Source organism: Streptosporangium sp. DT93, from assembly GCF_049844535.1.
Taxonomy (GTDB): domain Bacteria; phylum Actinomycetota; class Actinomycetes; order Streptosporangiales; family Streptosporangiaceae; genus Streptosporangium.
This window is the reverse complement of record NZ_JBNCLF010000002.1, coordinates 151,714-171,934: the sequence shown is the minus strand read 5'-3', so window position 1 is coordinate 171,934 and position 20,221 is coordinate 151,714. Positions and strand designations below refer to the sequence as shown.

Genomic DNA, 20,221 nt, shown 5'->3' with positions numbered 1-20,221 from the left:
CATAGTGCGGGGTGACGGCCGGGCAAGGGGGCCTCGGCCGTCACCCGGGACGGCGAGGCCGGGAGCGGGGTCCCGCCCGTTCCGGCAGGGGTGCCGGACGCGTGGCGTCACGGCCCGTCCGGCCCGTCGGTTACGCCTGACGGCTGCGGTGACCGGCGACGTACACCCGGTTGGCGCAGCGGAGGGCGCAGAACCGGCGCCTGCCGTTGCGGGAGGTGTCGACGTAGACCATGCCGCACCCGGGCCGCCCGCACACCCCCAGCCGGGTGTGGTCCTGGCAGATCACGTGGGCGAGCCCGGCGGCGGTGTAGGCCCTGAGCCGGTCCACGATGGGATCTCCCACGTGCGCGAAGTGCAGGTGGGGCGCCCGGCCGTCGTGCCGGGAGACGAAGGGGCGGCTGGCGGTGAGGGCCAGCAGGTCGTTGACCGCGTCCACCCGCCGGTCCAGGTCGTCGTCGGTGAACACCGGCCGCAGCCGCTCCGCCCAGCGCAGCAGCTCCGCCGCGTGGCCGGGCTCCACGACGCCGAGAGGCCGGTAGTCGTGCGCCCGCAACATCTCCTCGATCGCCTCGGGCGGCGCGCCGGGCCCCATGTTCACCAGCGCGGCGGCGAGCTCCGCCGCCGCGCCACCGTAAGGGTTGAAATGCATTGAATGATTACATCACGCTGGGAGGCATGACAGATGAGATCTCGGCCGGACATCGGCCCGCCTGCCCCTCGTGCGGACGGGCCACGGCCGTCCCGGCGTCCGCCCACTACACCTCGGAGGGAACGGTCAGCTACGCGCGGTGCGAGTGCGGCCGCTGGCTGATCGTGCTGGCCGGACGGGTCATCGGCGCCGACGCCGCCTGAACCCTCACACCTGATCGTTCACCGCGCCCCGCCCGCCCCGGCCCTGTTCCGAACCGGGTCCCAGTGGTGTCCCGGCCCCTTTCCCGGACCGGATCCCCGTGCCGTTCGTTGTCCTCGTCCCGGGGCTGGGGCCGGTTCCTGTTTCCCGACCGGGACCTGACCCCGTTCCCGGCCTGGCACCCGGTGCCGTTCGCGATCGGGAGCCCGGGACCGGGCCCGAGTCCCGGACGGGACCACGGAGCCGGAACCCGGAGGCCGGGACCGGGCCGGGCACGCTCACCGGCGCGCGATCACCCCGCGCTGCGGCCCAGCGCGCGCTCGGCCCACTGGCCGACGTCGCGCCGCTCGATCGCCGCGGCCATCAGGTCGGGGAACGCGTCCGGCGTGCAGGCGAACGCCGGAACCCCCAGGGCGGCCAGCGCCGCGGCGTTGTCACGGTCGTAGAAGGGCGCCCCCTCGTCCGAGAGGGCGAGCAGCACGATCACCTGCACCCCGGCCGCGGTCATCTGGGCGACCCTGCGCAGCATCTCCTCGCGCACCCCGCCCTCGTACAGGTCGCTGATCAGAATGAAGATCGATTCAGTGGGGCGGGTGATGAGGCCCTGGCTGTAGGCGATGGCCCGGTTGATGTCGGTGCCGCCGCCGAGCTGGGTGCCGAACAGCAGCTCCACCGGGTCGTGGAGCTGGTCGGTGAGGTCGACCACCGCCGTGTCGAAGACGACCAGCGACATCCTCAGCGAGCTCATCGAGGCGAGCACCGCGCCGAAGACGCTGGAGTAGACGACGGAGGCGGCCATCGACCCGCTCTGGTCGATGCAGAGCACGACCTCGCGCTGGACCGCCCGCTGCCGCCTGCCGTACCCGACGAGCCTGGAGGGGATCACGGTGTTGCGGTCGGGCAGGTAGTTCTTCAGGTTGACGCGGATCGTACGGTCCCAGTCGATGTCGGAGACCCGCTTGGGCCGGTGGGTGCGGGCCGAGCGGTCCAGCGCCCCGGTCACGGCCGCCTTCGTCTTCTGCACGAGCCGCCGCTCCAGCTCGGTGACGACCTTGCGGACCAGTGCCCTGGCCGACTCGCGCGCCTTCTCCGGCATCACCCGGTTGAGCGACAGCAGCGTGCCGACCATGTGGACGTCCGGCTCGACCGCCTCGAGCATCTCCGGCTCCATCAGCAGCCGGGTCAGGTTCAGCCGCTCGACCGCGTCCTTCTGCATGACCTGGACGACGGTCGAGGGGAAGTAGGAACGGATGTCGCCCAGCCAGCGCGCCACCCTGGGCGCCGAGGCGCCCAGACCTCCGCTCCGCTCGCCCGTCCCCTCGCCGCCGCCGTTGTACAGGGCGGCCAGGGCGCCGTCCATCTGGGCGTCGGTCCCGGTCAGCGAGCAGCCGGTGCCGTCGGCGTCGCCGCCCAGGACCATCCGCCAGCGGCGGAGCCTCTCATCCATCGGTCCGTCCCGTCCTTCCCAGGATCGCCAGTACGGTCCGCACGGCCGGTGCCGCGCGCTCCTCGTCGAGGTCCTCCGCCTCCGGTCCCCGGTCGGCGACGCCCGTGTCCAGCGAGCGGACACGCGAACCGATCGAGCGCCGCTCCGGGGCGGCGAACGCGCCGAACGTCCTGCGGAGCAGCGGCAGGACGTCGACGAAGGTCTCCGGGGCGAGCCCGGTGAGCCAGGCGTCGACCAGCCCGAGCAGCCGCGGGTCGTGGACCAGCAGCAGCCCTCCGCCCGACAGGAAGCCCTCGATCCAGGCGGCCGCCCTGGCCGGGGGGTGCCCGGCCGACATGGCCCGCGACATGCGCCGGTCCACGTCGGTCGTGTCGAGGTCGCCGGCGTCCAGCAGGATCCTGGTGAGCCGTCCCTCGATGAGCCCGTGCAGGTCGGCGCGGCCCGAGGCGGTGCGCAGCGCCGCCAGCCACCGGCCCCTCGGCGCCTCCTCCGTCCCGGCGTCGCGCTCCCCGGAGCCCGCGGAATCGGGGCCCGCGGAGCCGGAGCCCGCGGAATCGGAGCCCGCGGAGCCGGAGCCCGCGGAATCCGGGCCCGTCGAGCCTCCCGAGTCCGAGGCACCGTCCGCGCCCGCCGGTCCCGCCGGCCCTGTCGGCCCTGTCGGCCCTGTCGAGCCGGAAGAGTCCGAGGGGTCCGTCGCCCCCGGGGAACCCGTCCCCGAGGTACCCGTCGAGGCCGCGGTGCCCGTGGAGCCCGCCGGGTCCTCCTCGATCAGGGCGACGGCGGCGTGCACGGCGTCGATGTGGCCGATCAGGTCCCGGGCCGCGTCGTCGTCGAGACCGGTGACGGCACCGCCGACGCCGACGCAGATCCGGGTGAGCATGGCCTCGACGATGACCGTCAGGCCGGTGGCGGGGGTGCCGCGCACGTCACCGTAGCGCTGGGCGCGGACCATCGCCGGGAGCGCGGCCATCAGGTGCGTGACGTCGCCGTCCAGCGCCGCCCGCTCCGACAGCGCGTCGAGGACGTGCGGCAGCGCCTCGGGCAGGTCGGCGAGCAGGCAGCGCTCCACCAGGCCGGTGAGGGTGGCCAGGGTGACCCCGCCGGACGTCCGTCCGCCGGTTCCTCCCGGTCCCGTCCCTCCCGGTCTCGCGCCACCCGTTCCCGCGCCGTCCGTGCCCGGGGTCGTTCCCCCGTCGGCGAGGTCGCGGACCCGGGCGGCGGCCGCCGCCGGGACGGTCGTGCCCCAGGCACTCGCCTCGATCAGGTCGATGTCGAACTCGGGCCGCCAGGCCAGCGACCACGACTCACGGAAGGTGCCCTTGCTGCGGCTGTGCTGCGGGGTGCCCCACCCGACGCCCAGCAGGCGCAGGCGGTGCAGCAGCCTGCTGCGCTCCAGGTCGAGGGGCTTGCGCAGGTCGAGATCGTACTCGCGGTCGAGCGCCTCGGGCTTGAGGCGCACCCTGCGCTGCTCCTCGCGCAGGTGGCGTTGCAGGGGGACCATCGGGGTGCTGTCGGGCACCTGGCCGAGCCGCTCTCCCACGACCATGCGCCGCTGGATCAGCTCCACCGGCAGGTCGTCGCCCTCGCAGAGCACCGCCCTGACCGCCTCGGTCACCTCGGCCAGCCCGGCGAGCGGCCGTCCCCTGAGCACGGCCAGGCTCTCGGCGAGCCGTACGCCCTCGATGACGTGGGCGGAGGAGACCGGCAGGTCCTCCTCCCGCAGCACCCCGGCCGCACCGGTCAGCCAGCGCTCGACCGGGCGGTCCGGGGAGGTGAACAGGTGGTGGTACCAGCCCGGGGAGGTCACGCCCGCGCCGTACCCGCTCCAGGCGGCCAGCCGCCCGTACGTCCACGGCACCCAGGTCACCTCGGTCTTGACCTTGGGCAGTCCCTTGAGCAGCGCGTCGTCGGCCTTCGCGGTGGGCAGCCCGGCCCCCCACGGCGCCCCCTCGCGGGAGGTTCCCGACAGGGCGGGGACGTGCCACGCGCCGCAGACCACGGCGATCCGCTGGAACCCGTCCCTGACCGCCTTGCGGATCGTGCGCCGCATGAACGCCTCGCGCCGCGCCTCGTACTCGTCGGCGGTGTGACCGTCGCGGACGGCCTCCATGGCTTCCGCGATCATGTGGAACGGGGTGTCGCCACGGTGCTCGACCGCGTCCTCCCACCAGCGTTCGGGGTCGTCGTAGCCGGCGGCGCGGGCCAGGGCGCCGATCGGGTCGACCCGCACCACCTCCGGGGCGACCTCCGCGTCCTCCCCGGGCACCGCGTCCCCGGCGTCCCCGGCATTTCCGGTTTCTTCGGTGTCCCCGGTGTCCCCGGCCTGCTTCCCGTCTCCCGTCGTTCCGTCCTCGGTCCCGTCGCCGTCCGCGTCCGTACCCTCGTCCGGACGCTCGGGCCCGGTGTCCGCCTCCGCCCGGTCGCCCGGACGACCGGGCCCGGTCCCGCGCGGGCCGGGACCCTCGGCCGTACCGGGCCGGGAGGCGAGGCCGTGCGCGGCGGGAAGGTCGCAGAACCGGACCGGGACGCCCGCCCCGAGCGCGTGACGGATCGCCTGCCACTCGGGGGAGAACACCGCGAACGGCCAGAACGCGGCCTTGGACGGCTCGCCCGGCACGTGGGCGAGCAGCGCGACCGGCGGCCGGAGATCGGGGTCGCGTGCCAGCTCGACCAGCTCGTCCGCCTCCGGCGGGCCCTCGATGAGCACGATGTCCGGCGCCAGCCGCTCCAGCTCGTCGCGCAGGGAGCGCGCCGAACCCGGCCCGTGGTGCCGGATTCCCAGCACGGAGACGCTCATCGGCGCCACCCCTCCGGCGGAGGGACGGGTCCCGCGAGCGGCCGCGGGGCGCCCCGCCAGGGGGCCGCCGCCTCAGCCCGCGTCACGGCAGGCCCGGTAGAAGTCGCGCCAGTCGCGGCGCTCGCGCACCACGGTCTCGAGGTACTCGCGCCACACGACGCGGTCGGAGACCGGGTCCTGGATCACGGCGCCGACGATGCCCGCGGCCACGTCGGAGGGGCGCAGCACGCCGTCGCCGAAGTGCGCCGCCAGGGCGATGCCGTTGGTGAGGACGGAGATCGCCTCGGCGGTGCTGAGCGTGCCGCTGGGTGACTTGACCTTGGTACGGCCGTCCTCGGTGACGCCGGTGCGCAGCTCCCTGAAGACCGTGACCACGCGGCGGATCTCCTCCAGGCCGGTGAGGGTCTCGGGCAGCTCCAGGGAGCGGCCGAGCTGGCCCACCCGGCGGGAGACGATGTCCACCTCCTCCTCGGCGGTGGCGGGCACCGGCAGCACGACGGTGTTGAACCGGCGGCGCAGCGCGCTCGACAGCTCGTTGACGCCCCGGTCGCGGTCGTTGGCGGTCGCGATCACGTTGAACCCGCGGGTGGCCTGCACCTCCCGGTTGAGCTCGGGGATCGGCAGCGTCTTCTCCGACAGCACGGTGATCAGCGCGTCCTGCACGTCGGAGGGCATGCGGGTCAGCTCCTCCACGCGGGCGAGCCGTCCCTCGGCCATCGCCCGCATCACCGGGCTGTGGGTGAGCGCCTCCATGGACGGCCCCTCGGCCAGCAGCCGGGCGTAGTTCCAGCCGTAGCGGACGGCCTCCTCGGCGGTGCCCGCCGTGCCCTGCACCAGCAGGGTGGAGTCACCGCTGATCGCGGCGGCCAGGTGCTCCGACAGCCAGGTCTTGGCGGTGCCGGGCACGCCGAGCAGCAGCAGCGCGCGGTCGGTGGCGAGCGTCGCCACCGCCACCTCGACGATGCGCCGCGGCCCGATGTACTTCGGGGTGATCTGGTCACCGTCACCGAGGATGTAGGTGGTCACCGCCCAGGGGGACAGCTTCCAGCCCGGCGGGCGGGTCCGGTCGTCGCTCTTGGCCAGGATCGCCAGCTCCTCGGCGTACTGGTCTTCGGCGTGGGCCCGCAGAACCGTTGTCACTGCTGCAACTCCTTCAACATGTCGTCACGGAAACGCAGGAGGGCGGCGACCTCCTGGATGGGGGTTTCGGGGGAGAAGCGCCGGGCCGTCTCGTGCAGGGCGGGATCGACGCGCTCACCGGCGAGTCTGGCCACCTCGCCGACGTACCAGGACTGGTTGCCGGAGGAGAGCTTGATGATGTGCTCCAGTACGGCGAGTGTCAGGTCGGGCCCCCAGGGGGCGGGAACGCCGACCAGGCGGTCGACCAGCCGTCCGTGCCGGTCGGCGTGGTGCCGGACGAAGTCCACCGCCATGGTCTCGCGCTCCGCCGGGGGCAGCACCGCGAGCAGGTCGGCGAGCGGGTCGTCGAGGAACAGCTCGCGGGCCCACACCGGGTCGCCCTGCACGACGGCGGCCCTGACCCATCCGGCCGCGACCTCCCGGCGCCAGTCGACGACCTTCATGCGGACGATGTCGCGGGGCGAGCTCCCGAACAGGCGGGTCCAGACGGCCAGCGGGGTGCGGGCCACCAGCTGCTGGAGCCACCAGCTCTTCTCGCCGGTGCCGCGCGGGGCCTTCGCCCGGATGCCGTCGCGTTCCATCGCGGCGTCGCAGGCCTCGGGCGGGGTGACGAGGATCTTCCCGGCCCCGAGGATCCTCCCGCCCTTGACGGTCAGGTGGCGCGCCACCCGTTCGGCCATCCGCTGCCCGAGGCGCGAGTCCGGCAGCCTGCTGAGCAGGTAGGCGGCCTCGTTGCGGACCTCGCGGCGGCGGTCGTCCAGCGCGGCCTCCAGGAAGGGCTCGTCGTCGTCGGACAGGCCGTCGGCGAGGACCTTGACGAAGGTCTCCCGGTCGGCGGGCGTCTCCTTCTCCCAGGTCGCCGCGAGCAGTTCCCTGGCCCCGGCCGGGTCCGCCGCCCGCCGCGCGGAGAGATAGGCGCGGCGGTCGCCGGAGCTGCCCAGCTCCCAGACCTCGCCCCCGTCGAAACCGGTCACGGCCGCGGCGGTGACCTCCTCCAACAGGAAGCTCCACGACGGGTTGAGACCGGCCAGCCAGCGCCCCCGGCTCCCGGCCAGGACACCGACGTGCGGGCGGATCGACCTGTCCCTGGCCGCGTGGTCGAGGAGCCGGGGCAGCAGGTGCGGGGAGAGCCGGTAGCCGTGTCCCGCGGCGGCCTCCAGCCACTCGTCGAGCAGTTTCGGCCGTTTGCCCTCCACCAGGCCGGCGAACCGGTCGGCGGCGGCGGACGGGATCACGGGCTGCTCCTCGGGCGCCGCCACGGCCGGCGGCTCCAGCCCTGTGACCGGCCGCCGTCCCGCGCGCGTCCGCAGCGTGTGCACGGCCGCGCGTTCGAGCAGCTCGACCTCGCCCGCGGCGTGGCCGGGGACGGGGCGCCGGTCGGTCCCGACGAGCGCGGTGGAGAGGAGTTCCTCCCATTCGGCGGCGGCGTTCACAGGACGATCACCCTGCCTTCCTCGTCCCAGGTCGTCAGGGGGCGCAGCCCCCCGGGTGTCCATTCGGCGGCGACGGTCACCGGGTGACCGCCGGAGACGGCGGCCAGCCGCCAGGGGGTACCCGCGTACGGGTGGAGGGGCAGCCCGCCGGAGGGGCCGGCCAGCGATCGCAGGCCGCTCCCGGCGGGGACCACCCCCTCCAGCAGCACGGGCCAGGAGTCCAGCCAGGGGTCGCCGGCCAGCGCCTCGGCGATCTCGTCGAGGGCCGCTTCCACGGTCGTGCCGGGCGGCGGGCCCGCGCCCACGTCCTCACGCCGGGCCGGCGCCCGTCCGGCCGTTTCGAGCCCGGCCACTCCGGACCCGGCCGCGTCGGACCCGCCAGGACCGGACCCGGCCGCGTCGGACCCGCCAGGACGGGAACGGGCCGGATCGGAGCCGGCGCCCGGGCGGATCGTCTCGTGGCGGGCGGCGACCACGGCGCGCAGCGGGGCCGAGCCGGGATAGAACGCCAGGTCGGCGTCGACGACCGTGCCGGTGACGAGGGAGGCGTCCAGGGCCTGCCCGGCGGGGGCGAAGGAGAGCACCAGCGCGGCCCTGCCGGTCTCACGGCCGCGGAGCCACACCCTGCGCGCGGTCAGTCTGTCGTGCTCCTCGTCGCGCCGCCCCAGCACGTCCCACCGGTCGCGGACGACGCCACGGGCGATCACCTCCTCCTTGGTCATGGAGAAACCGACCCGGTCGCGCACCCGCTGCAGGAGCCCGTCGGGCACCGCGTCCCCTGCGTCCGCCCCGACGTCACCGGCACCGTCGGCGGGGGACCCGGGGGACCCGGGGGACCCGGGGGACGCTGAGGACGCCGAGAGGCGGCGGTGGGCCACGCAGAGCAGGTGCAGCAGCGCGTACTCGCCGAGGAGGCGGGCCGGCCAGTCGTCGATGTCCAGGAGCTTGCCCAGCCGGGAGAGCGAACCGGCGACCCCGGGGGCCTGGGCGTCGACCAGGCGCTTGGTCAGGGCGTCCCAGTGGTCGCGGCCGGATCCGGCGATGCCCTGCTTGATCTGGTCGGCGAGCCAGCGCTCCAGGTCGGCCAGGCCGGTGGCGACGCGCTGCTCGCGCTGCTCGGCCCGGCGGCCGTCGGCGGGACCCGGCTCGGCGGCCCTGGCCGCTCGGGCCGCGCCGGTCTCGGCCGCCTTGGCCGCCCGCCCGCGCCGCCCCTCGAGCCACTCGCCCACCCAGTCGGCGGGCTCGCCGACGGCGGGGACGGCGTCGGCCGACCAGAGCAGCAGCAGCCCCAGGGCGTGCTTGCAGGGGAACTTCCTGCTCGGACAGGTGCACTTGTAGGCGGGCTCGGACAGGTCGACGCACGCCCGGTAGGGCTTGGAGCCGCTGCCCTTGCACTCGCCCCACAGCGCGTCGGCACTCACCCCCGTCGCCGACCACTTGGCGGGAGAGGAGACTCCGTGGGCTGCCTTCTGGGAGGGGGCGTCAGGCGCGAGCGCCAGCACCTGATCCCGGTTCCACCGTTCGATCACGCAGCGAACCTAGCCAACATGGCCGACAAAACCACATCGATCTCCACGAGGCCCACCACCCGTCCGGCCAGGTACGACGCCGGTCACGGTCCCCGCCGGTTCACGACCCCGTCGGAACACGGGAAAACCGGCCATGCTCCGATCACGAGGGGGCGGGGGCCACCGTGCCTAGAATCCGTACGGTGACGACGACTTCCCGGCCTCCGCTCGCCGAGGCCCTCGACCTGCTGCCGCACCCCGAGGGCGGCTGGTTCCGCGAGACCTGGCGGACCTCAGCCGAGCTCACCCCGCCCGGGTACGACGGGGCGCGGGCCACCGCCACCGGCATCTACTTCCTGCTCCAGCCTGGGGAGGAGTCGCGGCCGCACGTGGTCCGTTCCGACGAGATCTGGTTCTGGCACCGGGGCGGCCCGCTGACGCTCGTCCTCGGCGGTCACGAGGGGGTGCCCGCCACCACCGTGACCCTGGGCCCCCTGGTGGAGGAGGGCCAGGCCCCGCAGGTCCTGGTGCCGGGAGGCACCTGGCAGGCGGCCCGCCCGGCGGGCGACGAGGGCGTGCTGGTGAGCTGTGTGGTCTCCCCCGGTTTCGACTTCGCCGACTTCCGCATGATCTGACGCGCCCCCGCCCCACGACCTCCCGCCCGGCGGCCTCCCGCCCCGCGACCTCCCACCCGGCGGCCTCCCGTCCCGCGACCTCCCACCCGGCGACCTTGCACCCCGAGACCTCCTGCCCGGCGGCCTCCTGCCCGGTGACCTCCCGGCCCGCGACCTCTCGCTCCGCGACCGATGTGACGGCCTCTCCCCGCGCGGGGAGAATGCGGTTACACGTCCATACCGGGAGGTCGAAGGTGACCAGCGAGATCGTCTCCGTCATCGGCGGAAAAGAAGCGTCCAACGGCACGACCTACGAGTCGGTCGACCCGGCTCACCTGGACGAGGTGGTCGCCCGGGTCCGGCTGGCGGACTCCGGCACGTTCTCGGCCGCGTGCCGTACGGCCGCCGCCGCGCAGCGGGAGTGGGCGCGGGTCCCCGCGCCGGTCCGGGGACGGGTGATCGCCTCCATCGGGCGCCTGGTGGAGGCCAACGCCGCCGACCTCGCCCGCCTGGTCACCCGCGAGATCGGCAAGCCGTACGCCGAGGCGCTGGGCGAGGTCCGCGAGATCGTCGACACCTGCGACTTCTTCCTCGGCGAGGGCCGGAGGCTGTACGGCCAGACGGTCCCCTCGGAGATGCCGGACAAGAACCTGTTCACCTTCCGTGTCCCGGTGGGGGTGGCCGCGGTGATAACCGCCGGCAACTTCCCGGTCGCGGTGCCGTCGTGGTACATCGTCCCCGCGCTGCTCTGCGGCAACGCCGTGGTGTGGAAGCCCGCCGAGTACGCGGCGGCCTCGGCGCACGCGCTCTACCGGCTGTTCGCGGCGGCCGGGCTGCCGGACGGCGTGCTGAACCTGGTCCTCGCCGACGGCGCCACGACGTTCGAGGGCCTGGAGGCGGCGCTGGCCGAGGGCACGGTGCACAAGGTCGGGTTCACCGGCTCCACCGAGGTGGGCCGCGCCGTCGGCGAGCTGTGCGGACGCCACCTGCAGTCCCCCTGCCTGGAGCTGGGCGGCAAGAACCCGATGGTGGTCATGCCGGACGCCGACCTGGACCTGGCGGTGGAGGGCGCGCTGTTCGCGGGCTTCGGCACCGCGGGGCAGCGCTGCACCTCGCTCGGCACGGTGATCGTGCACGAGAGCGTCCACGACGAGTTCCTGCGCCGCTACGCCCGCGCCGTGGCCGCCGCGGCGATCGGCGACCCCTCCGGCGAGGTGTTGTGCGGGCCGCTGCTGGAGCGCAGGTTCGCCGAGCGCTACGAGGAGTACCTGGGCTGGATCCGGCCCCACCACACGGTCGTCTCAGGACCCGTCGGCCGGATCACCGCCGAGAGCCCGCGCGGCGACTTCACCGGGGCGGGCGGTCTCTACTACCACCCGGTGGTCGTCGACGGCGTCCGCGCCGACGACCGGCTCTTCCTGGAGGAGACCTTCGGCCCCATCGTCGGCGTGACCTCCTTCGCCACCCTGGAGGAGGCCCTCGACCTGGCCAACCTCCCCGGCTACGGGCTCTCCTGCTCCATCTACACCACCGATCCGGCCTCGGTCTTCCGGTTCCGCGAGGGGATCGGCGCGGGCATGGTCAGCGTCAACAACTCCACGTCCGGCGCGGAGGCCCACCTGCCGTTCGGCGGCAACGGCCGGTCCGGCAACGGCAGCCGCCAGTCGGGGATGTGGGTCCTCGACCAGTTCACCCGGTGGCAGTCGATGAACTGGGACCACTCCGGAAGGTTGCAGAAGGCCCAGATGGACGTCGCGGAGATCGTCCCGGACCTGGACTTCCGCCTCTGAGTCCCCGGCGCCCTCCTTGCGTCCTCCCTGCGTCCTCCCGGCGCCGCTTCCGGGGCCCGCCCCTGGCGGCGCCACGCCCGGCAGGCTCGGCACGCCCTCCAGATGACCGAATAGTGAGACGATTCTTCTTGAAATGTGAGACCTCTGTTACGGTCGACACAGCCGCCGACGAGGAGAGGTTCCCCATGACAGGCACGAACGCCGTCTACACGCACGGCCACCACGAGTCCGTCCTCAGGTCCCACCGGTGGCGCACGGCGGAGAACTCGGCGGCGTACCTGCTCGATCACCTGAGGCCGGGCATGAGCCTGCTGGACGTGGGGTGCGGTCCCGGCACCATCACCGCCGACCTGGCCGGGCGTGTCGCGCCCGGCCGGGTCACGGCGGCGGAGGTGAGCGAGAAGGCTCTCGGCCTGGCGCGGGCGGAGGCCGAGCGCCGGGGGCTGACCGGCATCGCGTTCGCGGTGGCGGACGTGCACGCCCTGGACCTCCCCGACGACACCTTCGACGTGGTCCACGCCCACCAGGTGCTCCAGCACGTGGGCGACCCGGTCCTGGCGCTGCGCGAGATGCGGCGGGTGTGCAGGCCGGGCGGGATCGTCGCGGTACGCGACAGCGACTACACCGCGTTCACCTGGTTCCCCGAGGTGCCCGCGCTGACGGAGTGGCTCGACCTCTACCGCGAGACGGCGCGGGCCAACGGCGGCGAGCCCGACGCGGGGCGGCGGCTGCTGTCGTGGGCGCGGCGGGCGGGGTTCGCCGACATCACCGCCACCTCCTCGACCTGGTGCTTCGCCACGCCCGAGGACCGCGCCTGGTGGGGCGGCATGTGGGCAGAGCGGGTGCTGGAGTCCGACATGGCCCGCCAGGTCCTCGCCTCGGGGGCGGCCACCGGGGAGGACCTGCGCCGCATCTCCCGGGGATGGTCGGACTGGGCCGCGGAACCGGACGGCTGGCTGTCGCTGCTGCACGGCGAGCTGATCTGCCGCGCCTGAGCCCCCGCCGGATCGGGCCGGGCCGGGTGAGGAGGTCTCCGCGCGCCACGACGGCGGCCTGCCGGGACGGCAGACCACCGCGCGTCTCGACCCCGTGCGGGCCTAGTAGTGGCCGTACCATCCGTGGTGGTGGTCGTGCCCGTGGTGGTGGTGGCCGTACCAGGGGTGATGGTGGTGGCCGTGCCAGTGGTGCTGGTGACCGTACCAGGGCTGGTGTCCGCCGTACCCCTGCTGACGGTACTCCCCGGGGGGAGGATCGGTCAGAAGCCGGGCCACCTGGGCCCCCTCCTGGATCGTCGCGCTCGCTCCGGCGGGCTGGGCCGACATCGTCGTGGCGACGACGAGGCTGGAGGCCACCAGCGCGGTGGCGGCGAAGGCGTGCTTGAACATAGAAGATCACTCCGCGTCCGATGTATCGATCCCGGCGTACTTCCGGGCTGACAGAACGCCAATTCAATTTCCGGAAATATGACGAATTGGCGCTACGTAAGACGCTAGATCAGAGACATCCGGACATTCATCCCAAGTACGACAAAGTCATGGTCCGGGACCATCGTTGAAAGGAAAGCCGGGAGCTAAGCGGCAGCGGAGATCACGGGTTCGACCTCGACGACAAGTCCACCTAAATACTTTATATCCGGATAAAAAGGAGTCGAGCGCTCCGGCCTCGTATGGCCTCCGCGTTTCCTTGTCGTTACCGGCACTCCGGCGCCCGGGCAGCACGGGCAGCGCAGGCAATACGGGCAGCACGGACAGCACGGACGGCGGCGCGGGCAGTGGCGCCGGCAGTGGCGCGGGCAGTGGCGCCGGCAGTGGCGCGGGCGGGGAAAGACAGGGAAAGGCGGGGAAAGGACGAGGGGCGCCCGCCGGTGGCGAGCGCCCCGAGGACGGGCGGGGACTACTGCTGAGTGATCTTCACGTCGTCGATGCCGGCCTCGACGAGCGAGGCGCCGGAGGCGTCACCCGCCTCGACCAGGATGCGGACGCTCTGCCCGGCGAAGGCGGAGATGTCGACGTTGGCCGTGGCCCAAGCGCCGTTGCGGTTGGCGGCCGAGCCGAGCTGCTGGAAGACCTGGGTGGTGGAGGAACCGACGACCTTCACCCGCAGGAAGTCGGCGCTGGAGGCGTTGGAGCCGTGCGCCAGGTACCAGGAGAAGCCCAGCCTGAGCGTCCCGGACGAGGGCAGCGTGACCGCCGGAGATCGGACGCTGCTGATCCCGCCGTCCAGGTCGTAGTCGCCCGCCGCGCTGCCCGCGAGACGGCCGGTGACCAGGTCGTTGCTGCCGCTGACGGTGGTACCGAGCTGCTTGGCGCCGCTGGAGGTGGTGGCCTCGGGGTCACCGCGCTCCCACGCGCCGGCCGTGGCGGTGTCGGTGGCCGAGGGGTTGGTCGTCCACCCGGTCGCCGTCTCGAAGGTGTCGGAGTAGACCGTCACCCCGGGGTTGGAGCCGCCGCAGTACTGCGCCTCCTTGCCGATGATCCGGTAGACGCAGTCGGAGTACTCCATGAAGCGGAGCACGGCCTCGCGGTTGCGGGTGGTCTGGGGGCCGATCTGCTCGTCGGGAGGGTAGAAGCCCGGTGAGGCACTGGTCGGGTACATCTCGAAGGTGTAGCTGAAGATCTTGTGGACGCCCCACATCCAGTCGTCGATGCTGCCGTCGGTGACGTAGAGGTCACTGGCCTGCTGGGGGGTGTAGCCGTTGGTGGAGGCCATGTTCTGGCCCAGGGTCGCGTGGGCGTCGCGGTCGTCCTGGGTCAGGCCGGGCCCGGTGTCGTTGGAGGTGTAGCCGTACGGCCACAGGATCAGCTCGCCGTAGCTGTGCCAGTCGATGTGCGACTTGATCTGCTGCGTTCCGCCGACGACCCGGCTGCGGACCCAGTTGGCCACCGCCCTGACCTCGGGCGCCGACTCCGCCGCCGGGCCCCGGTAGGTGTCGCTGGAGGCCGAACCGGACGAGCCGCCGCAGCAGCCCCAGTTGTAGCCCCAGTTGCGGTTCATGTCCGTGCCCACGTACGACGAACCGGAGTTGGGCTGGCGGTTCTTGCGCCAGGAGCGGTAGGAGCCGGTGGCGATGTCGTACTCGCCGCCGTCGGGGTTGAGGTCCGGCATGATCCAGATCTCGCGGCCGTTGACCAGGTTCGCGACGCGGCTGTCGGTGGTGTAGCCGTCGGTGAACAGGTTGAGCAGGTAGATCGCCATCTCGACGGTCAGGTGCTCGCGGGCGTGCTGGTGGTGGGTGAACAGCACCTCGGGCTCGTTCTCGTCCGTGGCGACGTTGTCACTGATCTTCACGGCGATCAGGTCGCGTCCCTCGTACGAGGTGCCGTAACTGATCTTGCGGGCGATCGTCGGGTGGTCGGCGACGATCTTGTTCACCGCGGCGGTCATCTCGGCGTAGTTGTGGTATCCCGAGTCGGACGACGGGAAGTCCGCGCGCTGCTCGGGCCCGGTCGGGAATAACGCCCTGGGGATCCTGGTGACGGTGTAGCCGAGCTTCTTGATCTCGGCGACCTCGTCCTGGCTGGCGGTGACCACGATCGAGTCGGGATCGACCTGGTCGATCGCGGCGCCCGTCGCGGCGACCGCACTGCGCTGCTGGGACGTGCTCGGTCCCTGCACCTTGTACTGGCTGTTCGGTTGTGGCTCGGCCGAGGCCCCTGCCCCGGTAACACCGAGACACAACAGCGCCAGGGCGGCGAACACCACGATCAGTCGGCGTCTCACCTGTGTCCTCCTCAGGCACGCACTCTAGGGATTCGTCACGTGCCTCCACCGAGAGTCAGACAGCGGCGTTGATTAGGAAAGGCCCAAATTTTGGGCGCAGCGGGAACTCCGGGAGAAGATCAGAAGACGATCCTGAACCAGACCATCCGCGCACCGCCCAGGGGCTCGTCGTACATGCCCCAGCCGTCCGCGAGCAGGTCGACCAGGAACATGCCGCGCCCGCCCTCGGCCTCGGGGTCGTTGCGCACGTGCGGCGCCGAGGCGCCGGACCCGGCGTCGCGGACCTCGACCAGCACCGCGGCCGGACCCGGCGTCACCGCCATCACGACCTCGCCGCCCGCTCCGGAGCCGGAGTGGACGACCGAGTTGGTCACCACCTCGCTCACCAGCAGGACGACGTCGTCGAGGGCGGGGTGGCCCTCACCCAGCAGTTCCCTGACCCGGCCCCGCGCCGCCCCCACCGACTCCGGCACCCCCTTGAAGGTCACCGTCGTCCGAGGTGAGATGGCCTGCCGTCCGGTCGTCATCGTTGACCTCACTCCCCGACACGCATATTCCATGCACATCGCCCTCTGAGATGGCACACTCACTCACGGTGAACTGTTCTATCAAGGACTGCAATACCTCATGTTGAGAATCCACAGTTTTCCTATCAAAGGACGGAGGGAGGTGGATGCGTGGTTTCTCGGCGCAGTCCCACGGCCCGGCATCGCCGCCTGGTCGCTGAACTCAACCGTCTGCGAAAGGACAGTGGGCTGACCAGGGTGGAGGTGGCCGAGCGGATCGGCTCCACCGACACCACCGTCTGGCGGTACGAGACGGGTCAGACCCGTCCTCGTCCCTCGGACGTGTCGGCCCTCACCGACGTGTACGGCGTGACCGGGGAGGCGCGGGCCTCCCTGATCCAGATGGCCGTCGAGGCCAGGAGGCGCGACTGGTGGCACCGCCACCGGCAGGCGCTCAAACCCGGCTTCGACTCCTACATCGGGCTTGAGGCGGAGGCGTCCCTCGTACGGTCGTACGAGCCGCTGGTCGTCCCCGGCCTGATGCAGACCGAACCGTACGCACGTGCCGTGATCGAGGCGATCTCCGTCACCCAGACCCCCTCAACGACGGAGGAGACGGTCACCGTGCGCATCGCGCGTCAGCGGTTGCTGCACGGACTCAGCGACCCCATCCACCTCGTCGCGGTGCTCGACGAAGCGGTCATCCGGCGCCGGATCGGTGGCGGCGACATCATGTCGGAGCAACTGGAACATCTCGTCCACCTCGGCGGGCTGCCCCACGTGGAGATCCGGGTCCTCCCGTTCTCCGCCGGGGCCCACCCCGCGATGGACGGCCCGTTCTGCCTGCTCAGCTTCCCCGAACCGGAGGATCCCGACCTGCTCTACCTGGAGCAGGCCGCGAGCGGGCTCCTGCCGGACGAACCTGAACAAGTCAGCCGATACGCCTCCATGTTCGAGAGTCTCTGCGCCATGGCCCTCGACCAGGAGGCGTCGGCGGCCTTCATCGCCCAGATGGCGGGAAGGTTTTCCACCCCCTAGTACCCGAAGGAAGAAAAAGTGCGAGGGTCCACGATGGATCTGTCCGACGCCTCATGGCGCAAGAGCGGCCGCAGTACCGGAGGCAACTGCGTGGAGGTGGCGGTCGTCCCCGGTGACGCGACGGTCGCCGCCCACAAGGCCGACTCCGACCACCTCTACCTCGTCCGCGACTCCAAGGATCCGGGAGGCCCGGCGCTGGCGTTCACCCGGAGCGAGTGGGACGCCTTCGTCGGCGGCGTGAAGGACGGCGAGTTCGACTGACGGACCTCCGGGGGAACCGCCTCACCGGTTCCCCCGGAACAACGGCGAGGCCGGAGGACGACATCGTCGCCCTCCGGCCCCGCTTCCCGTCACCGGTCCCCCGGCGCGGCCCTTCCGGGTCGCCGTCCGCGACCGGCCGCGCCCGGGAGCCCCGGACGCCGGGTCTAGGTCAGATCCTCACACTTCCTCGCGTCGGGATCGGCGGCCGCCTTCGGCACCCAGCGGACGTTGGCGAACGAGGCCGAGAAGGGCCCGTCGGTGTAGACCAGGAACGGCGTGTTCACCACCTCCAGGTCCAGGCCCCCCGCGGCGAAGCAGGAGACGGGAATCTTGACCGTCGTCTTCGTGCCGACCGGGATCCCCTGGAACAGGGAGGTCGCCACCACCTCGGAGAAGCACGGGTAGACGCAGTGGACGCTCAGCACGGTCCTGGCCGACGGTGCCTGGTGCACGACCGTGTCGAAGACCAGCGCTCCGCCCGCGTTGAGGTACCCCCGAAGGTCCGAGCCTCCGGCCGGGTCCTGCATGTAGATCTGGGCCGGGCCGGTGCCGCTCCAGGTCGCCTTCAGGCCGTCCTGCTGCACGTTGACGTCCGCGGGCTCCACGCTGATCTCGGCGTGCGCCGCCCGGCCGTCGGCGCCGATCTCGGTGCCGCCCCAGTTCTCCGCCGAACCGATCAGGCTCTTGTACGGCGCGACGTCCGTCCGGTTGAAGATCTCCAGATCCTCGGCGGCCTCGCCGCCGCCGCCCTGCGGGCCGCAGCCGGCCGGCGAGGTCTCGTCCAGCGTCCCCACCGAACCGGTCTGGCCGTTGCGCAGGCCGTACCCGAGCGGGAAGAGCGGGTCGTACCCCTCGGCGCCCGGGTTCAGCGGCGTCTGGCAGGCGCCCTTCGGCCACGAGTACGGCAGCTTGCCGGTGTAGCCCTCGCGGTGCTTGCCGCGCACCAGCAGGTCGGCGACGCCGCCGCCCTCGGTGCCCGGCAGCCACGCGGCGACGAAGGCGTCGGAGCGGTTGAGCTCCTTGTTCACCCACATCGGCCGGCCGCTGACGTAGACGGTGACGACGGGCGCGCCCTTGCCGCTGACCCGGTCGAGCACCGCCAGGTCACCGGGGTGGAGCTTGGCGGCCTCCAGCGTGCGCCGCGCCAGGTCCCCCACGCCCTCGGCGTACGGGGTCTCGCCGATCACCGCGACGACCGCGTCGAACGCCGACGGGTCGACGCCCTCGCCGGTCTCGCTGAAGGTGACGTCGGCCTCGCCGAGCGCCTCGCGCAGGCCGCCGAGGATCGTCGTGCCGTTGGGGAAGTCGGCGTTGACGTTGCCGGTGCCCTGCCAGGTGAGCGTCCAGCCGCCGGTCTGGTTCTGCAGGCTGTCGGCGCTCTTGCCCACCACCAGGATCTTGGAACTGGCCGCCAGCGGCAGCACCTTGCCCTTGTTCTTCAGCAGGACCTGCGACCTGCGCACCGCCTCCCTGGCGAGCCTGCGCGCCTCCAGCGCGTCGGCCGACCCGGCGAAGGCGCGCTTGGAGGGCTTGGGCCCGTCGAGCACGCCGGCGCGCAGCTTCACCCGCAGGATGCGGGTGACCGCGTCGTCGATCCGCGCGATCGGGATCTCGCCGCTCTCCACCTGGGCGATCGTGTTGGTGATGAACGCCTTCCAGTCGCCTGGCACCATCACCACGTCGATGCCCGCGTTGACCGCCTTGGCGCAGCTCGCGTTGGTGCAGCCGGCGACCTGGCCGATGCCGTTCCAGTCCGAGACGACGACGCCGTCGAAGCCCATCTTCTTCTTGAGGATCTCCTCGAGGGCGCGCTTGCTGCCGTGCAGCTTGCCCTCGTCGATGCCGAGCTCGGTGTTGGTCCAGCTGTTGAACGAGACCATCACGCTCTGGGCGCCGGCCGCGAGCGCGCCGTAGTAGCCCTGGCCGTGCACGTTGATCATCTCGGCCTCGGACGAGGGGTTGACTCCCTGGTCCACGCCCTTGAGGGTGCCGCCGTCACCGATGAAGTGCTTGGCGGTGGCGATCACCCCGTCCTGGCCGATCCCCCACGGGTGCCTGCCCTGCAGGCCCTTGACGGCCTCGTACCCGTAGGCGCGGGTGATCCGGGGGTCCTCGGAGAAGCCCTCGTAGGTGCGGCCCCAGCGGTCGTCGAGGGGGACGGCGAGGGTGGGCGCGAACGCCCAGTCCTGGCCGGTGGCGCGGATCTGCCGGGCCGTCGCCGCGCTGATGTCGCGGACCAGGCACGGGTCCTGCGCGGCCCCCAGGCCGATGTTGTGCGGGAAGACGGTCGCGCCGTAGACGTTGTTGTTGCCGTGGACGGCGTCGATGCCCCAGATGACCGGGATCTTCGTCCGGGTGGCGACGGAGGCGTTCCAGTAGGCGTCGGCGAGGTCGACCCACGCCTTGGGCGCGGCGTGCTTGTCGCGGTTCGGCCACGCGCCGCCGCCGTTGAGCACCGAGCCGATGAAGTACTGCCCGACCTCGGCGGGGGTGATCGCGGTGATCTCCGGCTGGGTCATCTGGCCGACCTTCTCGGCGAGCGTCATGCCCGCGAGGATCTTCGCGATCCGGCGCTCCTGGAGCCGGTTCTGCTCGATCTTGCTCTTGACCTTCGGCCACTCGTTCAGGGTGGGCAGCTTCTTCTCGATGCGGGCACAGCCGCGGTGGTCCAGGGCCGGCTTGCCGATCACCGGCTGGCGGCCGCCTGCCGCGCTCTCGGCTCCCGCGTTCGGGATGCCGGCGGTCCCGGTGGCCAGCACGGCGAGACTCGCGAGCACCGCGAATCCGCTCCTGCGGGCACCCAGGCGGGCGAAGGGTCTGATCATCGAGGGTCCGTTCTCGAGGCACTGCGACGGTCACGGCGGCCCCCCCGGAGTCCGCACTTGGCAGATCCTGACGCTGTGACGCGGCCGAGTCAATAGCCTCCGGGGAGCGCTCTCTCGGCCGGGCGAAGACCCCGTAAACGCCCTGTCGGCAAAAAACCTCCTCCACCAGCGGCTTTGTCACCACGATCACCCGCACCCCCTCCCGGTCGGCGACCGGATCGGCGCTTTCCTGAGAGCGCTCTCACCTTTCGGGCACCCCGCTGCTCTTAAGACTGTTTACAGAAAACCCCTC

16 protein-coding genes are annotated in these 20,221 nt (G+C 72.4%); 6 read left to right on the top strand and 10 right to left on the bottom strand.

All coding sequences use genetic code 11. The features are described 5' to 3' along the window. Positions 1–130: 130 nt before the first annotated feature. Positions 131–649, bottom strand: a complete 519-nt coding sequence (locus ACLQ2R_RS06065) for a CGNR zinc finger domain-containing protein (RefSeq protein ID WP_425958316.1) — start codon at positions 647–649, stop codon at positions 131–133. 26 nt (positions 650–675) lie between these two features. Between ACLQ2R_RS06065 and ACLQ2R_RS06060 the strand changes: the two genes are divergently transcribed. Further along, a complete protein-coding gene (locus tag ACLQ2R_RS06060; RefSeq protein ID WP_425958315.1) occupies positions 676–852 on the top strand; it encodes a hypothetical protein in 177 nt (58 codons plus the stop codon). Positions 853–1,142: 290 nt separating this feature from the next. Here ACLQ2R_RS06060 and ACLQ2R_RS06055 read toward each other — a convergent pair whose 3' ends face one another. The 5 genes from ACLQ2R_RS06055 to ACLQ2R_RS06035 all read right to left on the bottom strand — a co-directional run bounded on the left by ACLQ2R_RS06055 (position 1,143) and on the right by ACLQ2R_RS06035 (position 9,196). Next, complete coding sequence (locus ACLQ2R_RS06055) at positions 1,143–2,297, bottom strand: VWA domain-containing protein (RefSeq protein ID WP_425958314.1); 1,155 nt, start codon at positions 2,295–2,297, stop codon at positions 1,143–1,145. After that, on the bottom strand, positions 2,290–5,094 hold the full coding sequence (locus ACLQ2R_RS06050) for a DUF5682 family protein (protein WP_425958313.1): 2,805 nt from the start codon (positions 5,092–5,094) through the stop codon (positions 2,290–2,292). The genes ACLQ2R_RS06055 and ACLQ2R_RS06050 overlap by 8 nt, the downstream gene beginning before the upstream one ends. 72 nt (positions 5,095–5,166) lie before the next feature. After that, entirely contained in the window at positions 5,167–6,234 is a 1,068-nt protein-coding gene (locus tag ACLQ2R_RS06045) for an ATP-binding protein (RefSeq protein ID WP_425958312.1), read from the bottom strand. After that, entirely contained in the window at positions 6,231–7,667 is a 1,437-nt protein-coding gene (locus ACLQ2R_RS06040; protein WP_425958311.1) for a DUF5691 domain-containing protein, read from the bottom strand. The genes ACLQ2R_RS06045 and ACLQ2R_RS06040 overlap by 4 nt, the downstream gene beginning before the upstream one ends. Beyond that, positions 7,664–9,196, bottom strand: coding sequence for an SWIM zinc finger family protein (locus ACLQ2R_RS06035; RefSeq protein ID WP_425958310.1), 1,533 nt, complete (start codon positions 9,194–9,196; stop codon positions 7,664–7,666). The genes ACLQ2R_RS06040 and ACLQ2R_RS06035 overlap by 4 nt, the downstream gene beginning before the upstream one ends. Positions 9,197–9,378: 182 nt before the next feature. Between ACLQ2R_RS06035 and ACLQ2R_RS06030 the strand changes: the two genes are divergently transcribed. From ACLQ2R_RS06030 to ACLQ2R_RS06020, 3 genes are all read left to right on the top strand, one after another. After that, positions 9,379–9,810: a cupin domain-containing protein gene (locus ACLQ2R_RS06030; RefSeq protein ID WP_425958309.1), complete on the top strand. Its 432-nt coding sequence runs from the start codon at positions 9,379–9,381 to the stop codon at positions 9,808–9,810. Positions 9,811–10,043: 233 nt separating this feature from the next. Further along, positions 10,044–11,579 (top strand): aldehyde dehydrogenase family protein, encoded by a 1,536-nt coding sequence (locus ACLQ2R_RS06025; protein ID WP_425958308.1) that lies wholly within the window; start codon positions 10,044–10,046, stop codon positions 11,577–11,579. Positions 11,580–11,764: 185 nt separating this feature from the next. After that, positions 11,765–12,574: a class I SAM-dependent methyltransferase gene (locus ACLQ2R_RS06020; RefSeq protein ID WP_425958307.1), complete on the top strand. Its 810-nt coding sequence runs from the start codon at positions 11,765–11,767 to the stop codon at positions 12,572–12,574. Positions 12,575–12,676: 102 nt separating this feature from the next. On the opposite strand, the gene ACLQ2R_RS06015 is transcribed toward ACLQ2R_RS06020, so the two are convergent. From ACLQ2R_RS06015 to ACLQ2R_RS06005, 3 genes are all read right to left on the bottom strand, one after another. Next, positions 12,677–12,964: a hypothetical protein gene (locus ACLQ2R_RS06015; protein ID WP_425958306.1), complete on the bottom strand. Its 288-nt coding sequence runs from the start codon at positions 12,962–12,964 to the stop codon at positions 12,677–12,679. A 508-nt stretch (positions 12,965–13,472) separates the two neighbouring features. Further along, a complete protein-coding gene (locus ACLQ2R_RS06010) occupies positions 13,473–15,299 on the bottom strand; it encodes a M14 family zinc carboxypeptidase (RefSeq protein WP_425958305.1) in 1,827 nt (608 codons plus the stop codon). Between the two features lie 119 nt (positions 15,300–15,418). Continuing rightward, positions 15,419–15,826, bottom strand: a complete 408-nt coding sequence (locus tag ACLQ2R_RS06005; RefSeq protein ID WP_425958304.1) for an ATP-binding protein — start codon at positions 15,824–15,826, stop codon at positions 15,419–15,421. 150 nt (positions 15,827–15,976) lie between these two features. On the opposite strand from ACLQ2R_RS06005, the gene ACLQ2R_RS06000 reads away from it, so the two are divergent. Together ACLQ2R_RS06000 and ACLQ2R_RS05995 are read left to right on the top strand one after the other, a co-directional pair. Then, positions 15,977–16,843, top strand: coding sequence for a helix-turn-helix domain-containing protein (locus tag ACLQ2R_RS06000; RefSeq protein ID WP_425958302.1), 867 nt, complete (start codon positions 15,977–15,979; stop codon positions 16,841–16,843). Between the two features lie 33 nt (positions 16,844–16,876). Next, a complete protein-coding gene (locus tag ACLQ2R_RS05995; protein ID WP_425958301.1) occupies positions 16,877–17,104 on the top strand; it encodes a DUF397 domain-containing protein in 228 nt (75 codons plus the stop codon). Positions 17,105–17,268: 164 nt separating this feature from the next. On the opposite strand, the gene ACLQ2R_RS05990 is transcribed toward ACLQ2R_RS05995, so the two are convergent. After that, positions 17,269–19,929 carry a glycoside hydrolase family 3 N-terminal domain-containing protein gene (locus ACLQ2R_RS05990; RefSeq protein ID WP_425958300.1) on the bottom strand — a complete coding sequence of 887 codons (2,661 nt, stop codon included), beginning with the start codon at positions 19,927–19,929 and terminating at the stop codon, positions 17,269–17,271. Positions 19,930–20,221 lie beyond the last annotated feature (292 nt).